Annotated in this window: 19 protein-coding genes; all 19 read left to right on the plus strand. The window is 42.2% G+C overall.

Annotated features, from left to right (window positions below; translation table 11 throughout):
• The first annotated feature begins 249 nt into the window (after nt 1-249).
• The 19 genes from ACT3TH_RS06115 (at nt 250) to ACT3TH_RS06205 (ending at nt 22824) form a co-directional block, all read left to right on the plus strand.
• The gene (locus ACT3TH_RS06115; RefSeq protein WP_444754958.1) at nt 250-1185 is read left to right on the plus strand and encodes an AraC family transcriptional regulator; all 936 of its coding nucleotides are present in this window, start codon (nt 250-252) and stop codon (nt 1183-1185) included.
• Between the two features lie 322 nt (nt 1186-1507).
• Entirely contained in the window at nt 1508-2569 is a 1062-nt protein-coding gene (locus tag ACT3TH_RS06120; protein WP_444754959.1) for a hypothetical protein, read from the plus strand.
• Nucleotides 2570-2653: 84 nt separating this feature from the next.
• The gene (gene gspF / locus ACT3TH_RS06125) at nt 2654-3856 is read left to right on the plus strand and encodes a type II secretion system inner membrane protein GspF (protein WP_444754960.1); all 1203 of its coding nucleotides are present in this window, start codon (nt 2654-2656) and stop codon (nt 3854-3856) included.
• A gap of 380 nt (nt 3857-4236) precedes the next feature.
• A complete protein-coding gene (gene gspG, locus ACT3TH_RS06130) occupies nt 4237-4770 on the plus strand; it encodes a type II secretion system major pseudopilin GspG (RefSeq protein WP_444755119.1) in 534 nt (177 codons plus the stop codon).
• Nucleotides 4771-4971: 201 nt separating this feature from the next.
• Nucleotides 4972-5535, plus strand: a complete 564-nt coding sequence (locus tag ACT3TH_RS06135; protein WP_444754961.1) for a protein-disulfide reductase DsbD domain-containing protein — start codon at nt 4972-4974, stop codon at nt 5533-5535.
• A gap of 92 nt (nt 5536-5627) precedes the next feature.
• Nucleotides 5628-7706 (plus strand): protein-disulfide reductase DsbD, encoded by a 2079-nt coding sequence (dsbD, locus tag ACT3TH_RS06140; protein ID WP_444754962.1) that lies wholly within the window; start codon nt 5628-5630, stop codon nt 7704-7706.
• A 400-nt stretch (nt 7707-8106) separates the two neighbouring features.
• Complete coding sequence (locus tag ACT3TH_RS06145; RefSeq protein ID WP_444754963.1) at nt 8107-9516, plus strand: phospholipase A; 1410 nt, start codon at nt 8107-8109, stop codon at nt 9514-9516.
• Between the two features lie 24 nt (nt 9517-9540).
• Nucleotides 9541-10386 (plus strand): ComF family protein, encoded by an 846-nt coding sequence (locus ACT3TH_RS06150; protein WP_444754964.1) that lies wholly within the window; start codon nt 9541-9543, stop codon nt 10384-10386.
• Between the two features lie 342 nt (nt 10387-10728).
• Entirely contained in the window at nt 10729-11235 is a 507-nt protein-coding gene (locus tag ACT3TH_RS06155) for a pilus assembly FimT family protein (protein ID WP_444754965.1), read from the plus strand.
• Nucleotides 11235-11795 (plus strand): type IV pilus modification protein PilV, encoded by a 561-nt coding sequence (gene pilV, locus ACT3TH_RS06160; RefSeq protein WP_444754966.1) that lies wholly within the window; start codon nt 11235-11237, stop codon nt 11793-11795. Before ACT3TH_RS06155 ends, pilV begins: the two co-directional genes overlap by 1 nt.
• Nucleotides 11795-12790 carry a prepilin-type N-terminal cleavage/methylation domain-containing protein gene (locus ACT3TH_RS06165; RefSeq protein ID WP_444754967.1) on the plus strand — a complete coding sequence of 332 codons (996 nt, stop codon included), beginning with the start codon at nt 11795-11797 and terminating at the stop codon, nt 12788-12790. Before pilV ends, ACT3TH_RS06165 begins: the two co-directional genes overlap by 1 nt.
• A gap of 15 nt (nt 12791-12805) precedes the next feature.
• Nucleotides 12806-13669 carry a pilus assembly protein PilX gene (locus ACT3TH_RS06170; protein ID WP_444754968.1) on the plus strand — a complete coding sequence of 288 codons (864 nt, stop codon included), beginning with the start codon at nt 12806-12808 and terminating at the stop codon, nt 13667-13669.
• A 42-nt stretch (nt 13670-13711) separates the two neighbouring features.
• Nucleotides 13712-17833, plus strand: coding sequence for a pilus assembly protein PilY (locus ACT3TH_RS06175; protein ID WP_444754969.1), 4122 nt, complete (start codon nt 13712-13714; stop codon nt 17831-17833).
• A gap of 12 nt (nt 17834-17845) precedes the next feature.
• Nucleotides 17846-18394: a type IV pilin protein gene (locus tag ACT3TH_RS06180; protein ID WP_444754970.1), complete on the plus strand. Its 549-nt coding sequence runs from the start codon at nt 17846-17848 to the stop codon at nt 18392-18394.
• The gene (locus ACT3TH_RS06185; protein WP_444754971.1) at nt 18394-18834 is read left to right on the plus strand and encodes a type IV pilin protein; all 441 of its coding nucleotides are present in this window, start codon (nt 18394-18396) and stop codon (nt 18832-18834) included. The genes ACT3TH_RS06180 and ACT3TH_RS06185 overlap by 1 nt, the downstream gene beginning before the upstream one ends.
• Before the next feature lie 308 nt (nt 18835-19142).
• A complete protein-coding gene (locus tag ACT3TH_RS06190) occupies nt 19143-19595 on the plus strand; it encodes a pilin (protein ID WP_444754972.1) in 453 nt (150 codons plus the stop codon).
• Nucleotides 19595-20887 (plus strand): O-antigen ligase family protein, encoded by a 1293-nt coding sequence (locus tag ACT3TH_RS06195; RefSeq protein WP_444754973.1) that lies wholly within the window; start codon nt 19595-19597, stop codon nt 20885-20887. Before ACT3TH_RS06190 ends, ACT3TH_RS06195 begins: the two co-directional genes overlap by 1 nt.
• Nucleotides 20888-21012: 125 nt before the next feature.
• Nucleotides 21013-21513 (plus strand): pilin, encoded by a 501-nt coding sequence (locus ACT3TH_RS06200; RefSeq protein ID WP_444754974.1) that lies wholly within the window; start codon nt 21013-21015, stop codon nt 21511-21513.
• 42 nt (nt 21514-21555) lie between these two features.
• Nucleotides 21556-22824, plus strand: a complete 1269-nt coding sequence (locus ACT3TH_RS06205) for a sugar transferase (RefSeq protein WP_444754975.1) — start codon at nt 21556-21558, stop codon at nt 22822-22824.

Consider the following 22824-nt stretch of genomic DNA (forward strand, 5'->3'; position numbering starts at 1 on the left):
TATTATTCTTCAATAACTCTATAAGCTGGGGAATATAGACTGTTAAGTAATGCGTCATAATATGGTTTATGATTGATTGAATCATCTGTTTTATTTACTAGTCATGAGCCATTAACTATAAAACTGACACTCTTAAGTCATTTCAAAAAATATATCGAATACATTAAGCGAGTTTAAGGTCGTGGTAGATGCGTGTTTGCTTTTTTGCAATGATCCGCTACTGATCTTGTATGATTGAGGAAGTGATGGATGGACGCATTAAGCGTGTTGTTGCAAAACGTGTATCTGTTTGATACCAAGTATTATCGCTTGAATGGTGCTGGGAATTGGTCTTACTCTATTACCAGAAAAGACACTCTTTTATTTTACTTGGTGATGTCTGGTAGCTTTTGTATTGATGTTGGTAATGGTCTGCGACAGGCATACGCGGGCGATATCATTATGATTCCCAATACGTACAAGCATGTCAGCTACGCGCTGAATCACAATGGTGATGATGCCGAACCACTGGATGAATTGCTTACTCAGTGTAAAGAGAATACGCTTGATATTAATGGTAATGGCGACGCCAATTCGTCCTTGATATTGGTTGAATGCAAATATGATAAAGAGATGGTTCGTCCTTTATTGTCTATGTTGCCTTCCATATTGCCTGAAATCAACAACGAGTCTGATGGTAGGTTTGAGGTCATTGACGTCGAGATCAAACTGCTGATGTTAGAGGCAGAGCGCGAGCGTATGGGTAAAACCGCCGTTATCAATCATTGGGCAGGTATTATGATGATTGAATGCTTGCGCGTTTATATTGAAAGCCTGCCTGAAGCCGCAGAGAATTGGTTGAAAGCAGTGAAGGACCCATTTTTGACCAAAGCGCTCGTGGCGATGCATGAAGCACCGAGTCAAAATTGGACTCTTCATAAGCTTGCTGAGACGGCGGGAATGTCACGCTCTAGTTTTGCGCAGCGTTTTAAAGATACGGTTGGTATGCCACCTTTGACTTACCTTATTGATTACCGCTTGCGTTTGGCAGCGCGGTATTTACGCTTGCAACAAAACAGTATCAGCCGCATTAGTGAACTGGTCGGTTATGCTTCAGACTCCACTTTTAGTCAAGCTTTCAAACGCGTTTATGGTGTGTCACCGAAAGCCTACCGCCAACAATACCAAAAGCAAAACCTCATGTAGATAAGCATAAAGGCTGATGGTTATTGAAATGCTCAAAATTGCCGAAAGTACTCGTCATTAACAAACGCGTTAAGGTTGCCACTGTGCTCTTAACGCTTTTTTTTATTGAAGTTATTAGAATAAGGCGTTTCGATAGAAACGTTTTGTGTAATTTTGACAAGGGGTATTTTAACCATGCACAGCTGACAATGTGCTTGTGTTCAGGTACTATGGAGGGATGAGTCGTCTAGTCGCCAGCGCTTTTTAGTGCACTATATTTTCCTATAGATTAGTCATATAGTAAGGCCTAGAGGATGTTTATTTTTGCTGCTGATGGTATGTTATGACTGAACCGACCGCAAAGCCAAACGCACAGGACAATCACCAACTGGGTTCTGCCGCGTCTGCCAAAAAACAAAGCAATACGAGTGACATCACCAAAGCTAAGAACGAAGACAACCAAGGCTTTGTGAAAGATAGGCAAGAAGATTATATGGCTGAAACACCGAGTAAAGCAGCATTGTTGGCTCTATTTACGTTGCCCAGTACTGAGGAGGTAACGGCTAAAGAAGGCAGAGTAGATGCTGAGTCTGTTACGTCATCTGCTGCCTTGACTGAAAACAGTATTGCTGAACAGCGGGTAGCGCTTTATCAAAATCAGCACGAACGTACACGTCTGCTGTACGTGGCTTCTGCTGCCACACGTCCCACTTATTTGGTACAAACACTCAAATCCCAGTTTGCAGAGTATCAGCAATATCTACTTGCACAGCAGCTCGATAAGCGCGGTCTGATGGATACAGATGGGCTCGAACGTCTTTGGCAGCAGCTGCATGTGGTCGATGACATCATTGCAGATATCGTTCGTCATATGCCAGCGCAGCAACCCGCAGGTTGGCAACTCACCACTCAAGATGGACGCAATCCGCTATGCTTTGCTACTGTCGGCAAGTTGAAACATGGCAAACCAATTCGCGATCAGGGCAGTCTCAACAGCTACGTACTTGGCCATTTTGGTGTGAGTAGCTTTACTTATGATCGTGGCTATTATATTGGTCACGTGATTGGGTATTTGTTCAGTTGTTATTTTTGCGCGCACCTATCTATCAGTTATGGCGTCACAGCACTTGGTCAGCAGGTGGTGACGGGTTATGAGTATGCCAGTCTAGAGACTCCGCATATGGTGAGGTTGCTACAGGGCTTGGATGGTTATTGTAAAAAACGTGTTTATCAGTTGGCAGTCATTTGCGCGCGGCTCAGTGTTTTTGCTAGTGACAAGCGTATCGAGAGAATGCTGATTGCCGAGGTCAATGATTTTGATAAAAAGCTGCAACAACAGCATTTAGATGTTTTATTATTACAAGGTTTAATGCCTGACAGCAGTGACTCTACGCCACTTTTTTAACGGTTTTTGATTGTAGATATATGCTTTTTTTAAAGTAGGGACTCAACCCCGCCCATCTTTGCTCACCTTAGGATATCTGCTGCTATGCCCGCTTATCATTTCAAGGCGCTCGACGATCGTGGCGGTGTCCAAAAAGGCTTACTCGAAGGTGATTCTGCGCGGCAAGTCCGTCAGCAATTGCGTGAGAAGCAATGGACGCCCGTTGAAGTCAGTGCGGTCAATGATCGTCAAAGTCAACATAAAAGCCGCTATAAAAAACCATCCGCTTATGAATTGGCTTTGCTGACTCGGCAGTTATCGGTATTGCTTGCAGCTGGTATCCCACTTGAGGAAACCTTGGCAGCTGTCGCCAAACAATCGCCGAAAACCCATATTAAATCTTTGATGCTTGCGGTGCGCTCGCATGTCTTAGAAGGGTTAAGCTTAGCGCGTGCTATGCAACAAGCCACAAGCTTTCCGCCGCTTTATATCGCAACGATCGCCGCAGGAGAAAAATCAGGACATCTGGATTTAATTCTTAATCAGCTGGCTGATTACACAGAAAACCGCTTTGCTTTACAAAAGAAAATCCAAGGCGCGATGGTGTATCCCATTGTCCTGATGGTGATGGCAGTCGGCGTGATTATGGGTTTGATGAGCTTTGTGGTGCCCAAAATTGTCAAAGTGTTTGAGCAATCAGAGCAAGCACTACCGCTGATTACCCAAATCGTTCTTACTTTGTCAAATATTATCACTCAGTGGTGGTGGCTAATGCTATTGGTATTAGCAGGAACAGCGTTTTTGCTTTATCGCTTTGCTCAGACACAAGCTGGCAAATTGGCCATCGATAGTGTTGTGCTTAAGCTACCGATATTGGCACGATTGTCTAAAGGACTGAATGCCGCTCGCTTTGCTAGCACGCTTGCGATATTGGTACGTTCAGGCGTGCCACTGATTGAGGCGTTGCATATTGGCGCTGCCGTGACGACCAATTTACACATCAAGCAGACTATTATTGTTGCCGCTGATCGAGTGACGGAAGGCTCAAGCTTGTCCAGCCAACTCGAAAAATCGACCTATTTCCCGCCGATGATGGTACAAATGATCAAGAGTGGCGAGAATTCAGGGGAGCTTGAAAACATGCTAAGCCGTGCTGCAAACATGCAAGAAGCGGAAGCCACCAACTTTATCAGTACGCTATTGTCATTACTTGAGCCATTGATGCTGGTGCTGATGGGCGTTGTGGTGATGATCATCGTGATGGCAGTCATGCTACCGATTGTCAATATGAATGATTTGGCAGGTTAGGGCGTTGTCTCTCTCATGTTTGATGGGTCATTAAGCTGCTTTTTTTACTCCGTTGTATTTTCTATTTAATGGGTTTTTTTACCTAATTGCTTATTTTTCTTATTCTCTTATCTATCTATTACCTCTATCTTGCTAAAGCTTGTATTAGCTTTCTTAAGATTTGCTTACTGTAGTATATTTTTGACTGGCGCATATTTTTACTATGGCAAAGACGGTCAGCACGCTATAGTAGGCGCTTATCAAACAATCTGCTGACAGCGCTGGATAAAACCAAAGTCATGGTTTATAGTGATAATCGCTTCAGTCCTCATTATGACAATGCTAATGAAGGCGAATTGGACGCCACTTTTACTATTCATACAACCGTGATGACAAATGCTATGACTGACACAACTCAAGTAAACACGATGCCAAAAATCAGCATTCATTCTGCCAAAATTGGGGCAAATAATGTGAGCAATGATAAGACAGTTTCTGTGCAACGCAGTCCGGTAAGCCGCTCTAAACAATCAGGATTTACCCTTATTGAAATTATGGTGGTCATTGTAATTTTGGCCATTCTTGCCGGTTTGGTGGTACCAAAAGTGGTGGGCCAAAGCGACAAAGCTCGCATCAAGACCACTGAAACAGCGCTTGCTACCGTGTCAAATGCACTCGATATGTATAAGGTAGATAACTCTCGTTATCCAACTACGGCGCAAGGGTTAGAAGCGCTTACTACGCCCCCTGCAGAAGCCAAAAACTATCCTGATGGTGGCTATATTAAAGGTGGTTATCCAACAGATGGTTGGGAAAATGAGCTGCAATATGTGGCACCAGGCAGTGAAGGTCGGCCTTATGATTTATTTTCGATGGGTGCAGATGGACAGCAGGGCGGCGAAGGTCAAGACGCTGATATTTATGCCAAGCTATAAATTATAGCCTGCTAAAAACCTCTGATGACCATAACTTATCAACCAATAATAATTTATTGGTTGATATTTTTTTTCAGTAAATGAAATATGTGCCATGGCTATTCTTAGATGGGCAAGTTTTATATCGATGCCAATACGATTGGTCGTGTCGTTAAGCTCTAACCCTCTGCCATTACAAGCAGTCATTAAAGGTGATTTTTTATGTTAATCAAAACACTATTATCAAAGTCAGTCGCTATAAACGCACACGCTTCCAAAAAGCCTTTTACATTTGCCATCATCAGTGCTTCGCTAATAACGGGCTTATCGATGGTTTCTGTCAGTGCTCAAGCGGCAGATTTGAATGAACTGTTCGCCAAGAGCAATGCTACGCAATCGAAGTTTTTGCCAGTCGACAAAGCCTTTCAAGTGAATACTCTTACCAAAGCGACGGCAAAAGGCACGCGTTTATCGATTACTTTTGATATCAAGCCTGGTCATTACGTGTATAAAAATCAGCTTACGCTTAGTTTCCCTAAAGGAGTGAGCGCAAGTCCTCTGACTTTTAGTGAGTCGCCTGTCTTTATCAATGATCCAACCTTTGGCAAGGTACCTGTGTTTACGCAAAAAACCATGGTAGCTACTACCATACTGACCACCAATAATGGCAAAGCGGCAAAAAATGCCCCAGTGGTGATTGGTTGGCAAGGCTGTGCCAAGGCAGGATTGTGCTACCCACCAGAGAAGATCAAAACCACGGTTGATATTGCGGTGACACGCCGATAGATATTGAGTCAATCGACTTGAATGTCATATAAGATAAGTAAGAAAAATATCAGTCATACTAATCACAACTAGTCGCCAGCAGGTAGCCATCTATGTCCATTCAGCCAATAGAAAAAGTCTTATCGCAAGCGGCAAGTCGCGTTTCCAAACCGTCTTACCTGTTGGCATTGGCTTTCGCCAGTAGCACGTTGCTGTCAGGAGTGATGGCTACTGGATTGATGGTTGTGCCAACTCAAGTACAAGCTGCAGGATTGAGTGATTTATTTGGTGAAACTCAAAACGACGCGCAGCCGAAATTTTTGCCAGTGGAGCAAGCGTTCCAAGTCAGTAGTAGCAGTCAGCCGACCCAAAATGGGACGCGCTTAGCCATTAATTTTGATATTACGCCTGAGCATTATGTTTATAAGGATAAAATCAAGTTAACCTTGCCTGCTGGTGTGACAGCGGCGCCTTTTACCTTTAGTCAGTCTCCCGTTTCAATTGATGATCCAATTTTTGGGCAAGTGCCCGTGTTTGACCAAACAAACATGGTCGCTACCACTGTCTTGAGTAGTAGCAATAATCTGGACAATGCCGCCGTGGTGATTGGCTGGCAAGGGTGCGCCAAAGCAGGGCTTTGTTATCCACCAGAAAAGGTTAAAACTACTGTCAACATCGCTGCTACTAGCGCTACTTCTATAGACAACGCTCAGTCAGGGACGACCAACGTGACAGATGCCGCTAATGCTGGGGCGGAGTCAGATAGTTTGGTAGAGGATGAGGTAATTGATTACGCCTTGATGGGCGACGATACTTTAGAAGGCGAGCTTGCAGCTACCAATACGATTACTGGCGCAGGTGAGGAAGTAAACAGTAGTACGACGACAAACAATACGACTATTGCCACTCAAAATGCCGCTGATAGCGACCCTTTTGGTTTGGCTTCTCATCCTTGGTTGGCCTTGGTATTGTTGTTTTTGGCGGGCTTGGGCTTGGCATTGACACCATGCGTATTACCGATGTTGCCCATCGTGGCCAACATTGTTGCACGAGAAGAAAATCCAACGGTAAAACGCGGTGTGATTTTAACCACCAGTTATGCCGTTGGTGTGGCGATTGCTTATGGTATTTTGGGTGCCGTCATTGCTGTATTTGGTGAGTCACTAGGGATCATTGGCTGGTTGCAAAACCCCATTATTCTTATTAGCTTTGCCATCGTCTTTGTGCTATTGGCATTATACATGCTGGGCGTATTTAGCCTCCGCTTACCGCGAGCCATTAGTAATAAGATGCAAGGCTTGAGTCAAGCGGGCGATAGCAAACTTGGTAGTATGGGCGGTAGCTTGATTGCTGGCTTTTTGTCCGCGCTGGTGGTGTCACCTTGTGTTTCTGCACCATTATTTGGGGCGCTGTTGGCAGTGTCTACGATTGGCAGTCCGCTGCTTGGCTTTGCCGCCTTATTTATGCTGGGCTTTGGCCTGTCTGCACCGCTGATTTTGATTGGTGCTACTCAAGGCAAAATCATGCCAAAAGCGGGCGAGTGGATGAATTGGGTCAAGCTGGGTTTCGCTTTACTGCTTTTTGCCGTTGCGCTGTTATTGATTGAACGGGTCTTTATTTCACCTGTAATGCTCATGGTATGGGCGCTATGGTTTATGGTTGTTGCGACATGGGCGTGGAGCTGGTTGGGCAAAGGTCATATGCTTACCCGAGCGTTGGGTTTGATCGTTGGTGTTTGGGCCGTTTGTTTGATAGTCGGCGCGGCCCTGGGTAATGACGACAGCTTACATCCCCTCGCATCATTGAGTGCGGCTCCGATGGTGGCATCTACTACGGGTCAGCCAGTAGCTAATAGTGCAACAGATAAAAACATCACGACGCTTGCCGAACTGGATACGATTGTCGCTGCCAACCCCAAAGTGATTGTTGATTTGACAGCAGATTGGTGTGTTGAATGCCGTATTATGGATAAAAACTTGTTTCATAATCGTCCAACCCAGATGCAAGATTGGCAGTTAGTGAGGCTAGATATCACAGAGACCACTGATGACTCAAAGGCAATCTTGGCACGCTACAAACTGTTTGGTCCGCCAGCTTTATTATATTACCAAGATGGTCAATTGGTTCAGCAACAAGTGGGTGAAATTGGTCGTTCGGAGTTTGAGCAGACCTTGACGACGCTTAATAACTAATATTAAGAGCCAATACTTAACAAAATCAGGCAGTATTTTTTGGGCTTGATAATGAAAAAGCCAACGTACTATCAAGACAGTGCGTTGGCTTTTTTAATTTTATTAAATTCTATTTAAACTCTTGTGACTAAGTGTTTTATTCAATGCCATTCAGACCTATTTACATTTGTATTCTGTCACGATAACGCTAGTATAGTGTGCCTGTTTTCACTACAATAAAGCAACAATGTTGAAGGAGTCTTACTCATCGTAACGACTCGTTCTTATGACCAAATATCATTGACCATATTTAGCAATGATATTTATGGGCATATTCATTATCTCATATACTCTGCTGCCAATACTGTCAGTTAGACAAAGGACACTTATGTTTTTCCACATCACTCCACGGCCTCAGTCTATGGATCTTATCAAAGCACGCAAAAGCCTTTTACCGCAAGCAAATCAGCATTATCTGACCATAGCCGTTGGGATAGCGCTCAGTTGTTTTACCGTGCAAGCACAAGCGGCAAATCCTGCTCAGACCTATAAAGAGTCGGCAGTGCCAGAGACTGCATTTGACTATCAAAGTGATGGCTTGGCACAGAGTGCTGATCCGCAATCAATGACTACAGCGACGCCAACTCGTCCAGTGATGAGCCAAGAGTTTATTGCACAGCAAGCCAAGTTGTTTTTTGATTGTACTCAAGTTCAGACCAGCGCTGCGCGTTTGGCTTGTTTTGATAAAGTCGCTGAGGAAGGTAAGACACCAAGCTACGTCACGCCCAAACAGTCAGTCGATTTGGCAAAGACATTGAGAACGACCATTTCAGGCAATCCTCAATTTGTTTTTGTAGAAGAAAATACAACGATCGCTGGCGCAAATAATACAGCGACAGGCTTATCCGCTAATGAGCCTGACACTAAAGATGGGTTAGACACCGTTGGCATGACACAAAAAGAAGCAGAGGTGTTAGAAAACGCTGGCGTTACTCAGACTGATATCGAAAAATATACGCCGCTTAGTTTGTCTTATGATCTTGATCAAAACAGTGAACGCGGTACATGGACGGTTCGACCATACCGTCCGACGTATATCTTACCGCTGTTTTATACCTTTGATCCTAACCTAGGTCCAAATACACCGTCTCAACCCGTAGAGCCTTATACGTCTAACGATGTGCGCAATACCGAATTAAAATTCCAGTTGTCTTTGAAGAGCAAAGTTGCTGAAGATTTATTTGATACCAATGCTGATTTGTGGTTTGGTTATACCCAAGAGTCGCATTGGCAGGTTTTTAATGAAGACAACTCACGACCGTTTCGTGCCACTGATTATCAGCCCGAAATATTTTTGACGCAGCCTGTCACAGCCGACCTGCCTTTTGGTGGTCGTTTGCGTATGTTGGGCGCAGGTGCCATTCACCATTCGAACGGTCAAGATGATCCACTATCACGCTCATGGAACCGTGCTTATCTGATGGCAGGGGCTGAGTGGGGCAAATTATCAGTGATACCTCGTCTATGGACTCGAGTAAAAAATGAGAGCGCTAATGACGATGATAATCCAGATATCGAAGATTTCATGGGTTATGGCGATGTCAAATTTTTGTATGACCTAGCTGACCAGCAGAGCATCAGCGGTACCTTGCGCTACAATCCTAGTACCAATAAAGGCGCGGCTCAGATTGATTATGTGTACCCACTCACTAAGAATGTCAATGGTTTTGTCCAGCTATTCCAAGGTTATGGCGAATCACTTATTGATTACAATCATGAAAACACGTCTATTGGCTTTGGTATCGTGCTAAATGACTGGAAAGGTTTTTAATCGTATCAATATTTAAAGTCAATGATGCGCCGATTGCCTCCTTATCAAACTGGATTATGGCTGGCAGAGTATATTGATATACGCTGCCAGCTTTGTCGTGTTTATCGTAGCACACCGCAAATTCACCTTCCACTTTCTCACCCATCATTGAGCACTGTTGATGTGGACAGCGTTCGCACAAACGCCAAATTTTTACCAAATCAGCAGTCAGCAGTTGCCAAATTCCGCCAAAAAATAGAGCAACGTCTTAATAGTGGGCTGCTTTGTACGCAGTGTCATCATAGTATTGCTTGGTTGCCAAAACCTTTTGAAGTTGACATTGCAGCTGGCATCGATCTACCCATTCAAGCGGCTACTTATTATGATTATCCAATACGTCAGGCGATAAGAGCGTTCAAATATCATGAAAATATGACCAAGCTGCCATTGTTGTTACATGTTTTGCGCCAATTACCACGTCCTCATGGCTGCCATCAAAACAATAGCGTGATTGTCGCTATGCCAACCACCGAGCAACGATTGGTTAAACGTGGATTTGATCCCGTCATGGTTTTGGCAGCGCAATTGTCCGAACACTGGCGAATACCGCTGTGGCAGGGCGTTCAACGTATCGATAATACGGTCAGTCAGCAAGGTCTGACACGTGCCGAACGCTTAAGTAATCTAGACAATGCTTTTGCTTTAACCGAGAAGTTACCCGTTAAGCGTGTGATATTGTTCGACGATGTTGCGACCACAGGGGCAAGTTTGCAAGCGTTGGGGCGGGCTTTGTATACTCAAGTAACTGGCTTAACTGTGACTGAGTCTTATATTGCAAACCAATATCATATCTCTGCTTATGCGCTAGCACATGGTAGCCATTCCTCATAGCTAATTTAAGTTTCTCTGCATTACTATTGTGTTGCTAATGCATGATCTTAACGCTATATTATAAAAATCAAATATATCAAACTGTTATCTATAAATGTTGTTTCTGGTGTCTTATTTGATGAAACAACATACAGAAAATGCGAGTCTTAGTCAGCTTGCTGATATTGTTAATATGACTATATAGGATGTCTTTTAAACATCATGGAATAAAAATTGCATTGTATATGTTAAGTATCTGAAGGTAATGCATGGAAAAGAAATAATAATGTGAACCCCGCATTATCTACTTTAAATCAGCTTTGGTATTAGACACACAATGGCAGTTATAAATAGGAATCTGATGTGAACGCATCTGCAAATGATTTACCACTTAAGCGACAAACAACCAGCTCAGGATTCACTCTGATTGAGCTGATGGTAACGATTGCTGTGCTTGCCATTATTGTCAGTATTGCCGCGCCCAATATCAGTACCCAACTGGCCAATCAGCGGGTGAAATCGACAGCTGCTACGCTTGCTAATGCGTTAAAAGAAGCGAAAGTTGAGAGTATCATTCGTCGTCAAAATGTCGAAGTTATATATAATGCCACTACGACACCTAAGACATTAACGCTACGAGCCAATAGTAACAATATAGCTAGTTACAATATCAATAATAAAAGCGGTGTTACCCCAACCATTTCCCCATCTGGTGTCAATAGTATTGTCTTTCGACCTGATAAAACAATAGCTAATGGTGCAACAGTACTCTATACCATCTGCGATAGTGGTTCTAATAATGAGACACCTAGACAAGTGAGTCTTAGTCGTATTGGTAACGTTGATACGACAAATGCGGGGAGATGTTGATGAAGCTTAAAACCATACAGGAAGGCGTAGGTCTCATAGAAGTAATGGTTGCATTACTATTGCTTGCGGTAGCTGTTTTGGGGTTTAGTGCCATGCAAATGACCGCCATAAAAGCGACAGACGAGAGCTTAATGCGCACTCGTTCTTTGACTATTATGAGAGGAGGGGCAGAGGCGATACGCGCCAACCCTACAGGCAGTAATGCTTTTAGAACAGCGCTAAATGGCGATTCAGTCTCTGTCACTATCGATGGCAGTGCCATTACAAAAGACAGCTGTGTGCAAAATACCAATGCAGCCCCTGCGGCAGCAGCAAGCTGTACAATCAACCAGTTGGCGACACGTGATGGGCTATTGCTAAAGTCATATGCAGCTGCTAATGATATTAATATGGGGATGGTACCTAATGGTTGTCCAGGTACGTCGGATCGACGTCAGTGTTTTGTCGCAAGCTGGGGTGATACGACAGTTCAGCTAAACGATACCGCTCCAAATGCTTGTGCTAATGCAGATGGTACTTATAAAAATGGTGCAGAGTGCTTTATTATGGAGGCATACTAATGTCATCTAACCATTCGTATAGATATAGCGATAACTATCAAGCAGGCTTTACCCTCATAGAGCTTATGATTTCTTTAGTGCTCGGTTTGATTGTGTCTGCCGCTGTCATTCAGGTCTACCTAATTAATGTAAAGACAAGTAGTATTCAAGCCAGTGGTAGTGAGTTGCAGGACGCCAGTGTTTTTGGTTTGCAGCAGCTAGAAAAAAAAGTGCGTCTAGCAAATCTTGGTAATCCCAGTACGCAAATTGATAGCACTACAGTCAATGGAGGCGTTGTATTAACAGGTCTTAATATTGGTGTTCCAGCGACACCTACGCCTTATGCCAATACAGGGTATTTGACGAGACGGGCAGGAGACACGTCAGTTGGTTCAAATGGCTGGACGGGTATATCGAACACCAATATCAATAGTGACCAATTGACCATTCAATACACTAACATTACTGGTAGTCCGATAAGAGACTGTGAAGGGGCTGAGGCTGCGGTAAATGATATTATTATTGAACGTTACTTTTTACGTCAAGTAACAGGTGATTCAAGCGCTGGCGTGATCAAAAATCTAGTATTGGCTTGTGATGCAGGACGTGTCAATAAAGCAGGTGGTATAGACAATACGATGGCAGCAACAGATTCACGGCAGTTTGGGCAGGCCGGGCAAGAGCTGATCGTCAATGCGGATCAGTTTAAAGTTCTATTGGGCGTACAGTACACCAAAGGCGCCAATGTAGGAAGAACCATGTATTTACCAAGTAGTGCTTATCTTGCCATCACTGCTGATAGACCTGCTATCACATCTATTAAGATGGGGCTGATTGTCCATGGTACGACACCTGTCTTAAGCAGTGATGATCAAACCTCATTCACTCTACTAGGTCAGAGCAATGTATTAAAAACGGATGCCAGTCGCAGTAAACAGGTGCGTACGAGTTATGAGACTACCACGTTACTGCGTAATGCCCGTGTGGTAAGCGTAAGTACTAGCTTATTACCTTAAGTAGGGAGACTACAGATGATTCACAACCAATACCTATCATATCAGACAAAAAGAAATGTCAGTATCAATCAGATATATGGAAGCACAGAACAAGGTGCAACTTTGATAGTGGTCTTACTATTTTTAGTGCTCATTATGTTGGCAGGCGCCATAGCGGTTAGACAAAGTAACACAGATCTAAAAATTGCTACTAGTGATCAGATTAATACTGTCTTATTACAATCATCAGACAGTGCCAATCAAAGGTTAGAGATGATGATTAATGGAAATCCGTCATCTAAAGAGTATGAAGATGCAACCAGCTTCTCAGGTGTGTTTGGTCATTTTTTATTAGATGAAAAGAGTGCAACTAACGAATTTATATACTGCTTTAATCCGCGTACCCAAACGTACGTGAAAGCAAATGCAACCGTAAAGGATGTTTCGGGTGGTTATATTGATAGTCTAAATAATGGTATATGTGATTATACCAATGCTAATGGCTATACAAGCGCTAGGCAGACTGTTATGACACAAATGAGTGTCAGCCTTACGCCGCCTGATCCTAATGCGGAAAGATTCGGACATATGGTTATTGGTAAAGAGATTGAAGATAGAACCAGTAAAAAATATAAGTTTGATGTTCGAGCAACCTCTGCTCTGCCTGCCTACAATGAACCTAAAGTAGGTAGTACCAAATGCTTTGAACAAACCAGCATAAAATCGAATGTGTTAACAGGCAACCAATCATTGAGTGAGTGTCTATTGCAAGCAAGTACACCCAGTAAAATGCTATATGAGCAAGCAGAAGTTGAAAACGTTTCTTCTACCACTATTTGTATTCCTTTTGGTAAAGGTCCGATGAATCCACAATGCATGTTTTCACCATCAACACCCTAAAAAGCTTGCTGATTATTTTTATCTCATATAAGGACAGATGTCATGAGACATTTTGACAAACCATTAGCAGCTACTGATATGAAGGCATCGTCCATCAAGTATCTGGTCGTTGTCGTGGCATCAATGATGGCGATACCAGTAGCACATGCAGATGTGGCTGGTAAAAAAATCGGTGATCTAGAGATTTATAAAGCAGCAGAAGGCGGTAAGACGACGATCACCATGATGTTAGATACGTCTGGCAGTATGGCAGCTAATGTTACGACGGGAGCTTGCGACTTACCTTCAGGTGTTTCTTCTAATGGAGTAGGTATTGAGAAATCTTTAACGACACCTAGTTACGATAGAAGATATTGTGAAACAAGAAAGTTTTTTTATCGGCTGACCGATAATCGATGGTATCGCTGCGGCGCGAGTGATGGTTCAGGAAGTTTTAATTTTGGAACGACAGAGTGTGCGACTGAGATAGCAAGACCAACAACCACTGGATTGCAAGCTGGGACTAATAGCGGTAATACTTATTATTTTACAGAAAATGCTAAATCTTATGATCGCCTGACACGACTAAAAGACGCCATTTTTGCGCTAATGGACAACCCTAAACTAGACCCCAAAAAAGTCGCAATTGGTATTGGGCAATTTTCAACACAAAGCAATAGTAGTAATACCTATATAGGAGCTGATGGTACTAGTGGCAAGATCGTTGTACCCGCTAAGTTAGTTGATCCGACACAGCGCGCCGAGATTAGACGAGCGGTTGCGGCTTTGACAGGCGAGAATGGCACACCAACAGCCAATGCTTATGCAGAAGTCGGTGCCTATATGTTAGGCAAGAATACATCTACTTCTATTACCCGTCCAAGAGAATCATTTGTAAACGTGGGAACTAACTCATATCGCGTGTGTAACGCTTGGAATGAGACTACCGATATATCTAGATGTAGCGGGCTTACTAGCACTACTATAACTATGTCTTCAAGTGGCTATACGACTAGAAGATGTGGCATATACACTAATAACAACTGTCTAGTAAGAGATTTAACCCAAAGTGCAGAAGCGTGGGGCTTTAGTGGCTTTGCCAATTCTATATCAAATGCGAAATCTGGCAGCAATTATGTTAGTCCTTTGTCATCAGCGTCTAGCTGTGACGGTCGAGGGATATATTTCTTGACCGATGGTGAGCCAAACAGCTCTCCTGCTCCTTTACCCTTAATGAGATCGGCTTTAGGTTCATCATCATTCAGCGTACCATCTATAACCTTACCGAATGGGAGTCAAGCTAGTAGTGGTATGCCAGAAGTAGGCGCTTTTGCTAAAGCCCTACGTGATCCGACAATTAATCCCCTAGGAACAGATAAAGAAGTTTATACCGCTGTGGTTGGTTTTGGTTCAATATTTGACGTCAATAGAGCAGTAGATGCTGATAAACTTGTAGCGGATCGAGTCATTCGTAACCTACCTTATACCAATCCAAAAACCGGTGTTACTGCTAATCGTGATTTTTATAACTGTTCAAATATCACTAATATTGATGCTAGAAATGCCTGTAACTGGGGTGAAAAAGCAACTAGTGAATTGCCAGGGGTAGGCGGTTTTGGTGAAGGCGGCTTCTATTCGGCGCAGTCTACGGAAGACATCGTCAATAGTATCATCACCTTTGTTAGTGATTTGAATCAAACGTTACCATCTACGCCTTCAGGTACTATCATCATTCCAGATGATCCTTATCGTGCTGACAGTCAGCTTGCTGTCGCTTATTATCCAACATTACAACCCAAAGTCGCTGAAAATTCAGTGATTTGGGAAGGTAATATGAAAAAGTATCGCCTAAATGAAGCTACGCTTTTTGGTAGAAATAATACAAGGCTCTTTAGAAACGTAGCAGGTGAGCTAAATCCAGCTGCACAAGACTTTTGGTCAGATCGAAACTATCCGGGTGCCAATGATAAGGTAGAGTCTGGTGGGTTCTACTCGCAATTAAATACGCCTGACACTGGCGCTGGCATTAATTCAACTAGAGTCTTGTTTGTAGAAGATTGGAGAAGTAAAACGGATCAATTTCCTGTTTTAAGAAGAGTGAGCGTGAGTGGTGCAGGTAAAGTATTGGTAAACAACCAGGCATTAACTGATACTTCTTTTAATGACACGGCCACATATAATCAAGCAACTCTAAGAAAGCTATTGAATTTTTTAGGGTTCGAAAACTTACCAGCATCAACGGTAAGTGTCAAAGATATGACGCTTACCAGTGCCAACGCCACTCAACCTATCAAAGTGCTCGGTGCTACGATACACTCTACCCCTGCCTCAGTATCCTATTCAGCGACTTTAGATGATGATGGCCGAGTCACTGCAGCGCGTGATGATTATGTGTTATTTGGCTCGACAGAGGGCGGACTACATCTGGTCAATGCTTCTGATTCTGGTGCTAATAATGGCGGCAGAGAAAGATTCGTTATTATTCCTAGAGAAATGCTTAGAAATAGTAGTCAGTCAGAAGCACTCGTTAAAGAGGCAACCAAACCCGAAATAGGGTCGCCAGAATTTGGTATTGACGCACCTTGGTTAGTCAGCGCTGACTATAGGTATGATTTTGCTAATAGGCGAGTAAATATCGATACATCAGGTAACCAAGGTATTTATGCTTATGGTGGTCTACGTATGGGCGGTGAGGCTTTTTATGGTCTCAACCTTAATGATCCTGACAACCCTAACATGATGTTTACTATTACGCCGGCGACTACTGGATTTGCACGTATGGGACAAATTTGGTCACAGCCTACTAAAGCCAAAATAAAAACCAGGTCAACTGATACTGGGACCGATGTATTGGTATTCGGTGGTGGCTATGATATGTGTTATGAAAATGAAGGTTTTCAAGTTGGGGTGACAGACACGGCACTTGGCGCTTGTTCAAATATATCGTCAACCAGAGGCAACGCGGTGTATATTATCAATGCTCAGGATGGCAGTCTAATCTGGTCAGCATCTGGTGCTTCTGGTGCCTCAAGAACAGTCCCTACGATGACCAACAGTATCGTTGCGGGTGTTACTACGCTAGATCGTGATAACGATGGCTTTATGGATCACATCTATTTTGCAGACTTGGGTGGTCAGTTGTTCCGTGCTGATTTTACCAATGCTGGTTTTGTAAAGCCTTCAGCATCAGCACCTGAGACTTCCTTTACCAATACCAGAGTGACTCGAGTTCTCCAAGGTGCCTATACTGGCGCTGATACCAAGTACAATCATCGTTTTTATGAACGACCTGTAGTGAGTTTTTATCGCAACACAATAACCAATACTTTGTTTGCGATGGTCAATGTGATTTCAGGCGATCGTAGCTCGCCTTTGTCAAAGGTACGCGATCTCAGTAAAGCAGATAGACTCTATGGCATTATTGATAGCGATGTAACCAGACCTGACAACGTGTTTTACGCTACCAACTTTACCGATTCAACCAATGTTAATGGCCAAAGAATAGTAAATTTAACAGCAAATAATACAGCAAGCAGTAATCTGGCTGAGTTACCATCCACTATTGGCACTTTGACGGATGCAGGATATACAAGAGCTCAAAAAAATACCGTCATCGATATGATGAAAGCAGGCACAAGACAAGGATGGTATTATCCTCTTACACGGTTTGACGGTTATGGTAATGTCAGATATACCAAAGGTATTGGCAAATCTGAGGTTATTGACAGCTTTTTGTACACCACTGCCTACAATCCAGACATGAACTATGGCGCTGTTGACTCTTGTTCTGCCAGAATCACTGGCGGGTCAGAGCGACAGCTGTACTGTTTGCCTTACGGTATCTGTTTGGATGATGTAGGTACTGGCGAATCCAAGAATGGTACCGCTGGTTTTGTTAGAGCGGGTAAAGGTATTCAAGAGTTGACACTTGGACCAGCTAGCTCCAGCCTTTCCAATCTACGCGTGCTCATTGGTACACGTACCTTGTCAGAACTGCAGAATGATCGAGTGAACTTCGGCTCTGATGGTGGCAAAGGTATCTATGATCTTAGTGAACAAGATTCGAAAGGTGTGTCACAAAATCTGACAGCTGCTGATCAAATACTTGGTAATGGTTCTGCTCCTAGTCTGTTACACAATGATCGTTTTACGCTACAGCCAAAAACGTGGTACGAAGCAGACTGATGGAATAGCTATATGAAAGCACAGATATTTGAGAAACAGTCAGGCTTTACCCTTATCGAGCTGATGGTAGTCGTTATCATAATGGCAATCTTAGCAGCCGTCGCGGTACCATCTTACCGTCAGTTTGTGGTGCGAAACGCGGAGTCACAAGCGCAGGCAAGCATGCAGCAGCTAGAAATAGAGCTTAATCGCTGGCGTGCCAATGCGTTGACTTATAAAGGGTTTAGACCAAAGAAACTCACCGCTAATGGTACGCCTACTTATACTTACGATGCTGCTGATAACAAGACCATCTATGTACCTAAGGGCAGTGATATTACCAATTATAGCTATTTGATCACATTAGTAGATGGCAACACAGGCAATACGTTGGCACCAGCAAGTACTAGCTATTCGACAGCAGGTAACTCATGGCGAATATTGGCACAGCCAAATGATTCACTCAAACAATCAAATGCTTCTATTTTAATGACCAGTAGTACAGGCGTACAGTGCAAAACTAAAGACAGAACGGTTACGATTGCTTCTACCAATTGTGGTACTACAGGGGAGAACTGGTAATGTCAGTATCAGTTAAGACACTTACAGGATTATCTAAACAACAGGGTTTGACACTCATTGAGGTAATGATCGTTGTCGTTATCATCGGTGTACTAGCAGCTATTGCTCTTCCGAGCTATCAGCGATATACCATCAAGACTAAGCGTACTGATATGATGAGTGAGATGCAAAATATCGCTAGCCAAATTGAGAGCCGAAAATTGGTGCAGGGTAACTATGGTGGGATAGTTACAACGGATTTGATGGGAAATTATCCTAGACAAGGCAATGCACTGTATACCGTTACAGTAGCTCCTACGCCACTCAACCGCACATGGACAATCACTGCTACACCTGTTCTAGGAGCCCAATTGAATAACGACGGTGCGCTAACTTTAAATCATCAAGGTGTCAAATGTCGTGCTAGCATTTGTGGTAGTAGCAATGAATGGAATAAGTGACAAAAAACGTTTGAATGGAAAATAATGACAAAAAATGTCAGTTTTTGTTACTAATTACCTTTAATCTTTATATCTATAGACAATTTTCAGTAGACTCTTAGTAACATAAGTGACATTTTGTAATCTTTATCATAGGGTAGATCTATTTAAGAACTAATAAGTGGAATTATTTGAAAGTTTTATATTTAATTCGTAAGTTGGCACGCCAAGTGCAACAAGAAGACATATAGATGGAAAAAATAATTTTATCCCTGAAGATAGAAAATATATTCATTATCTAATCTTCATATATCCCCAAAGGAGTTCTTATGAACACTCAAAAAGGTTTTACCTTAATTGAACTAATGATCGTTGTTGCTATTATCGGTATCCTAGCTGCGATCGCTATTCCACAGTATCAGAACTACATCGCTAAGTCACAAGTTAGCCGTGCTATGGGCGAGACTTCAGCTGTTAAGACCGCTGTCGAAACTTGTTTAAACGAAGGCAAAACAGCTATTGGTGATTGTCCGCTTGGTATTACTAATTCTAATATCCAGTCTACTACAGTTGCAGGTGCTGCACCTAATACTGACGGTAATAACGGAGCTATTTTAACAGCAACTACTCCAATTGTAGCAACGTTTAACAATAATGCTGCAGCTGCGCTTAAAGACGGTACAGCAAGTACTTTAACTTGGACTCGTACAGCTAATGGTACTTGGTCGTGTGCTACTACAGCCAATGCTAAATATAAGCCAGCAGGTTGTTCAGGTACCTAATGTTTAGTGTTGTTAGAAGATTTAAAAATAAAGAGCTATTCATAGCTCTTTATTTTTTGCTTTTCATTTTAGGAGTGACAGTCGGTATTACCTCTAAATTTTATAATGAATTTAGAGTGCTAGAATTAGCATTGCTGTTTGGCTTTGGAGTCTATAGTCTTGTTAATAAACAACAGCATACCTCAAAGATAGAGCTATTATTTTTAGCGTATATAGGTGTCGCTAGTCTATTTTGGCAGAATTACGAATTTATAGTAGTTGACTTGCTATTGGCCTATTTATTGTATAAAAGCTTTTTTTCACTTGAATACAATGAGCTTGTGACTAAGATCATCGTATTTGCTAGCTTATTGATTTTTCCTCTGCTTCCTCTATCTGTCTTAGACTACATTAACACTGGTATCTATTATCCTATTTGGCATCCGATGCCATGGAATATAAGGGTATATGATAGCTATTTGCTCATTATATCTATATTTGCAATTTGGCTCTATATTACTGAGACCAAGTATAAAAGCCTTTACCTATTATTTATATTACTGGCCTTTTTTTCTATTTTATTGAATGCAGGTCGCTCAGCGACCCTGGCTTATACAATATTCATTGTCATTATCTTTAACCGTACAGTACGATGGCAGCTACTTACAACTTATACTGCCGCATGGCTTGCCTATATTGCTATCACATATCTTGCTGCTACCAATTTCGTTAATTCCTCTTCAGCTTTAGAAATACAAATAGCTAGAACCACTACTAGCTTACGTTATGACCTATGGGTGAATGCTTTTGAATGCTGGTTACAAAGTCCAATAGTCGGTTGTGGGTTTTATCAACTAGGTAGTTATGAGTATTTAGCGGCACATCCACATAATCTGCTTATTCAAGTATTGACTGAAACTGGCCTAATAGGATTGGGTTTTTTGTTGGCGATGATATTTGTTATTTTTAAAAATGTAGATTGGCGTTCAGAGAAAAACTACTTCACGATCGCAGCTTTATTAGCCATAGGGGTAGACCTCTCATTATCAGGCGCTCACATATACCCAATAACACAAATAGCATTATTATGGTTGCTCGTGTTTTTATTAAAAAATCGTGTATTCCAGCATGCATCTTATTTCAATAAAGTACCGGAAGTTAATTCATTAGGTAAAATAGTTGTTTGTAGTATTATTTATTTTGTTTTGATGGCTATCTTTATTTATATTTTTACAACCACAAGTGTATTTCTAGACAGTGATATGCTCGCGACACCTCCAAGATTTTGGGAGTATGGTTATAAATTATTATAGAGTAAATCAGTAATTATAAAAAAACATGTCATCTACTATGTTATTTGAAAGATTTCATACTTAATTTAAAGCTTATGGCATTGAGTATGCATAGTATAAATATGATCACGAATTTGGCTACCACTATGTTATCGACTAAAAAATGTCACTATATTAGTCAGTCTGGATTTACGTTGATTGAACTAATGATAGTTGTTGCTATTGTCGGTGTTTTAGCTGCTATTGCTATTCCTCAATATCAGATATACATTGCTAAGACTCAGGCAACCAGAATTATTAATGAGTTAGGGCAGTTGCGTATGACTGTAGAAGAATGTCTACAAACGGGTAGGGACGTGATTGGATTAGGTACTAATGATTGTGATCCCCGCGCATCAGCCTCTAATCTCATTATGGGTGCCTCTCAAGTGGGTTTAATGTTGCCTAATGATATGGGTGTAGCACAAATTACTAATCCGCTGACCTCAATCACCAGTATCACCGCAACAGTTTCTAATCAAGTCACACCAGTCCTGATAGGTAAAAAGGTAAAGTGGTTACGAACTAGTAATGGTTCATGGAACTGTACTAGTAGTATCGAATCAGTCTACTTACCTAGTTCTTGCGAAAATGATGCTGGTTTATAAGCAATCGGTATACTACATCCAATAAAGGCCTATAACAGGATTATGCAGCGAAACTTATGGCAATATTTAGTTATACGTATATTGGTAGGCTGGTTGCTTGTTTCTATAATCCCAGCTTTACTATTATTTTGGGATTTCATTGTCACTGATAATATTCTTATCACTCAAATAAATAGTATTATCGCAAGTAGCGGCGCTATCGTTTTTAGTCTCATTGGACTGGAGCGCTTGACCCAATTTCCCGGCCAAAAATCTATGGTAACTGTGTTGCCAACGCTATTGGCGAGCGGTTTATTAGCAGGGTTAATCTTGCTTATATTTCGGCTACCTTACTCCGTTTATTACCTATTATTCAGTGGTGTGCTGGGCGTGGTATTCTGCTTTATCTCACAAGTGATTTTGCGGGCAGTGACCCGAGTAAAGATAGGTTATGTACCTATAGGACGTTATCAAAGTTTATTAGATATCAAAGATGTTACTTGGGTACAGCTATCAAAAGACTTCCAACCAGTAAGCCATCAAGACTTGCCTTTTCATGCGGTAGTCGTCGATCTTTCAGATAGTGATTTGTGTTTAGGGTGGGAGCAATTGCTGGCAGAGTCTGCTTTACAGGGCATACCAGTATATAACATCCTACAAGTAAGTGAGTCTTTGACAGGGCGTTTACCTATCAAACACCTCTATGAGAATAATCTTGGCTCACTATTGCCTTCGCCTAGTTATCTATTAGTAAAACGGCTGATGGATACCATCGTTGTGTTGTTTAGTATACCTATTACCCTTCCCCTAGCTATCCTAATAGGAATAGCCATCAAATGGGAAAGTCGTCATAGTAATAGTACGATACTATTTAAGCAGTGTCGCATAGGGCAGGGCGGAAAGCTATTCACGATGTACAAATTTCGCAGTATGATTCCCAATGCTGAGGAAGATGGTGCCAAAATGGCTACTGATGCCGATATGCGAGTGACAAAGTTCGGCAGCTATATTAGAAAAACACGCTTAGATGAATTGCCACAATTTATCAATGTATTGAAAGGTGAGATGAGTCTTATTGGCCCAAGGCCGGAGCAGTTAGACTTTGTCAGGCGATTTAATGAAACTATTCCTTTCTATCGCTATCGCCATATTATCAAACCTGGCATATCAGGATGGGCGCAAGTGATGCATGGCTATGTAAGTAATGAGGACGAGACAAAGGTAAAGCTGGAGCATGATTTTTTTTATATTAAAAACTTCTCACTGACATTAGATTTGTTGATCGTGATTAAGACCATTCAAACAATGATCACTGGGTTCGGGGCGAGGTAA

Source organism: Psychrobacter sp. AOP22-C1-C5, from assembly GCF_052378885.1.
Lineage (GTDB): Bacteria > Pseudomonadota > Gammaproteobacteria > Pseudomonadales > Moraxellaceae > Psychrobacter.

What these genes read in the sequence shown, in the direction of transcription:
- ACT3TH_RS06185 (WP_444754971.1), top strand. Translation starts at nt 18,394, where the DNA reads ATGTCAGTATCAGTTAAGACACTTACAGGATTATCTAAACAACAGGGT.
- ACT3TH_RS06120 (WP_444754959.1), top strand. Translation starts at nt 1,508, where the DNA reads ATGACTGAACCGACCGCAAAGCCAAACGCACAGGACAATCACCAACTG.
- gspF (WP_444754960.1), top strand. Translation starts at nt 2,654, where the DNA reads ATGCCCGCTTATCATTTCAAGGCGCTCGACGATCGTGGCGGTGTCCAA.
- ACT3TH_RS06145 (WP_444754963.1), top strand. Translation starts at nt 8,107, where the DNA reads ATGGATCTTATCAAAGCACGCAAAAGCCTTTTACCGCAAGCAAATCAG.
- ACT3TH_RS06200 (WP_444754974.1), top strand. Translation starts at nt 21,013, where the DNA reads ATGTTATCGACTAAAAAATGTCACTATATTAGTCAGTCTGGATTTACG.
- ACT3TH_RS06180 (WP_444754970.1), top strand. Translation starts at nt 17,846, where the DNA reads ATGAAAGCACAGATATTTGAGAAACAGTCAGGCTTTACCCTTATCGAG.
- gspG (WP_444755119.1), top strand. Translation starts at nt 4,237, where the DNA reads ATGACTGACACAACTCAAGTAAACACGATGCCAAAAATCAGCATTCAT.
- pilV (WP_444754966.1), top strand. Translation starts at nt 11,235, where the DNA reads ATGAAGCTTAAAACCATACAGGAAGGCGTAGGTCTCATAGAAGTAATG.
- ACT3TH_RS06150 (WP_444754964.1), top strand. Translation starts at nt 9,541, where the DNA reads ATGCGCCGATTGCCTCCTTATCAAACTGGATTATGGCTGGCAGAGTAT.
- ACT3TH_RS06115 (WP_444754958.1), top strand. Translation starts at nt 250, where the DNA reads ATGGACGCATTAAGCGTGTTGTTGCAAAACGTGTATCTGTTTGATACC.
- ACT3TH_RS06170 (WP_444754968.1), top strand. Translation starts at nt 12,806, where the DNA reads ATGATTCACAACCAATACCTATCATATCAGACAAAAAGAAATGTCAGT.
- ACT3TH_RS06175 (WP_444754969.1), top strand. Translation starts at nt 13,712, where the DNA reads ATGAGACATTTTGACAAACCATTAGCAGCTACTGATATGAAGGCATCG.
- ACT3TH_RS06205 (WP_444754975.1), top strand. Translation starts at nt 21,556, where the DNA reads ATGCAGCGAAACTTATGGCAATATTTAGTTATACGTATATTGGTAGGC.
- ACT3TH_RS06135 (WP_444754961.1), top strand. Translation starts at nt 4,972, where the DNA reads ATGTTAATCAAAACACTATTATCAAAGTCAGTCGCTATAAACGCACAC.
- ACT3TH_RS06195 (WP_444754973.1), top strand. Translation starts at nt 19,595, where the DNA reads ATGTTTAGTGTTGTTAGAAGATTTAAAAATAAAGAGCTATTCATAGCT.
- ACT3TH_RS06165 (WP_444754967.1), top strand. Translation starts at nt 11,795, where the DNA reads ATGTCATCTAACCATTCGTATAGATATAGCGATAACTATCAAGCAGGC.
- ACT3TH_RS06190 (WP_444754972.1), top strand. Translation starts at nt 19,143, where the DNA reads ATGAACACTCAAAAAGGTTTTACCTTAATTGAACTAATGATCGTTGTT.
- dsbD (WP_444754962.1), top strand. Translation starts at nt 5,628, where the DNA reads ATGTCCATTCAGCCAATAGAAAAAGTCTTATCGCAAGCGGCAAGTCGC.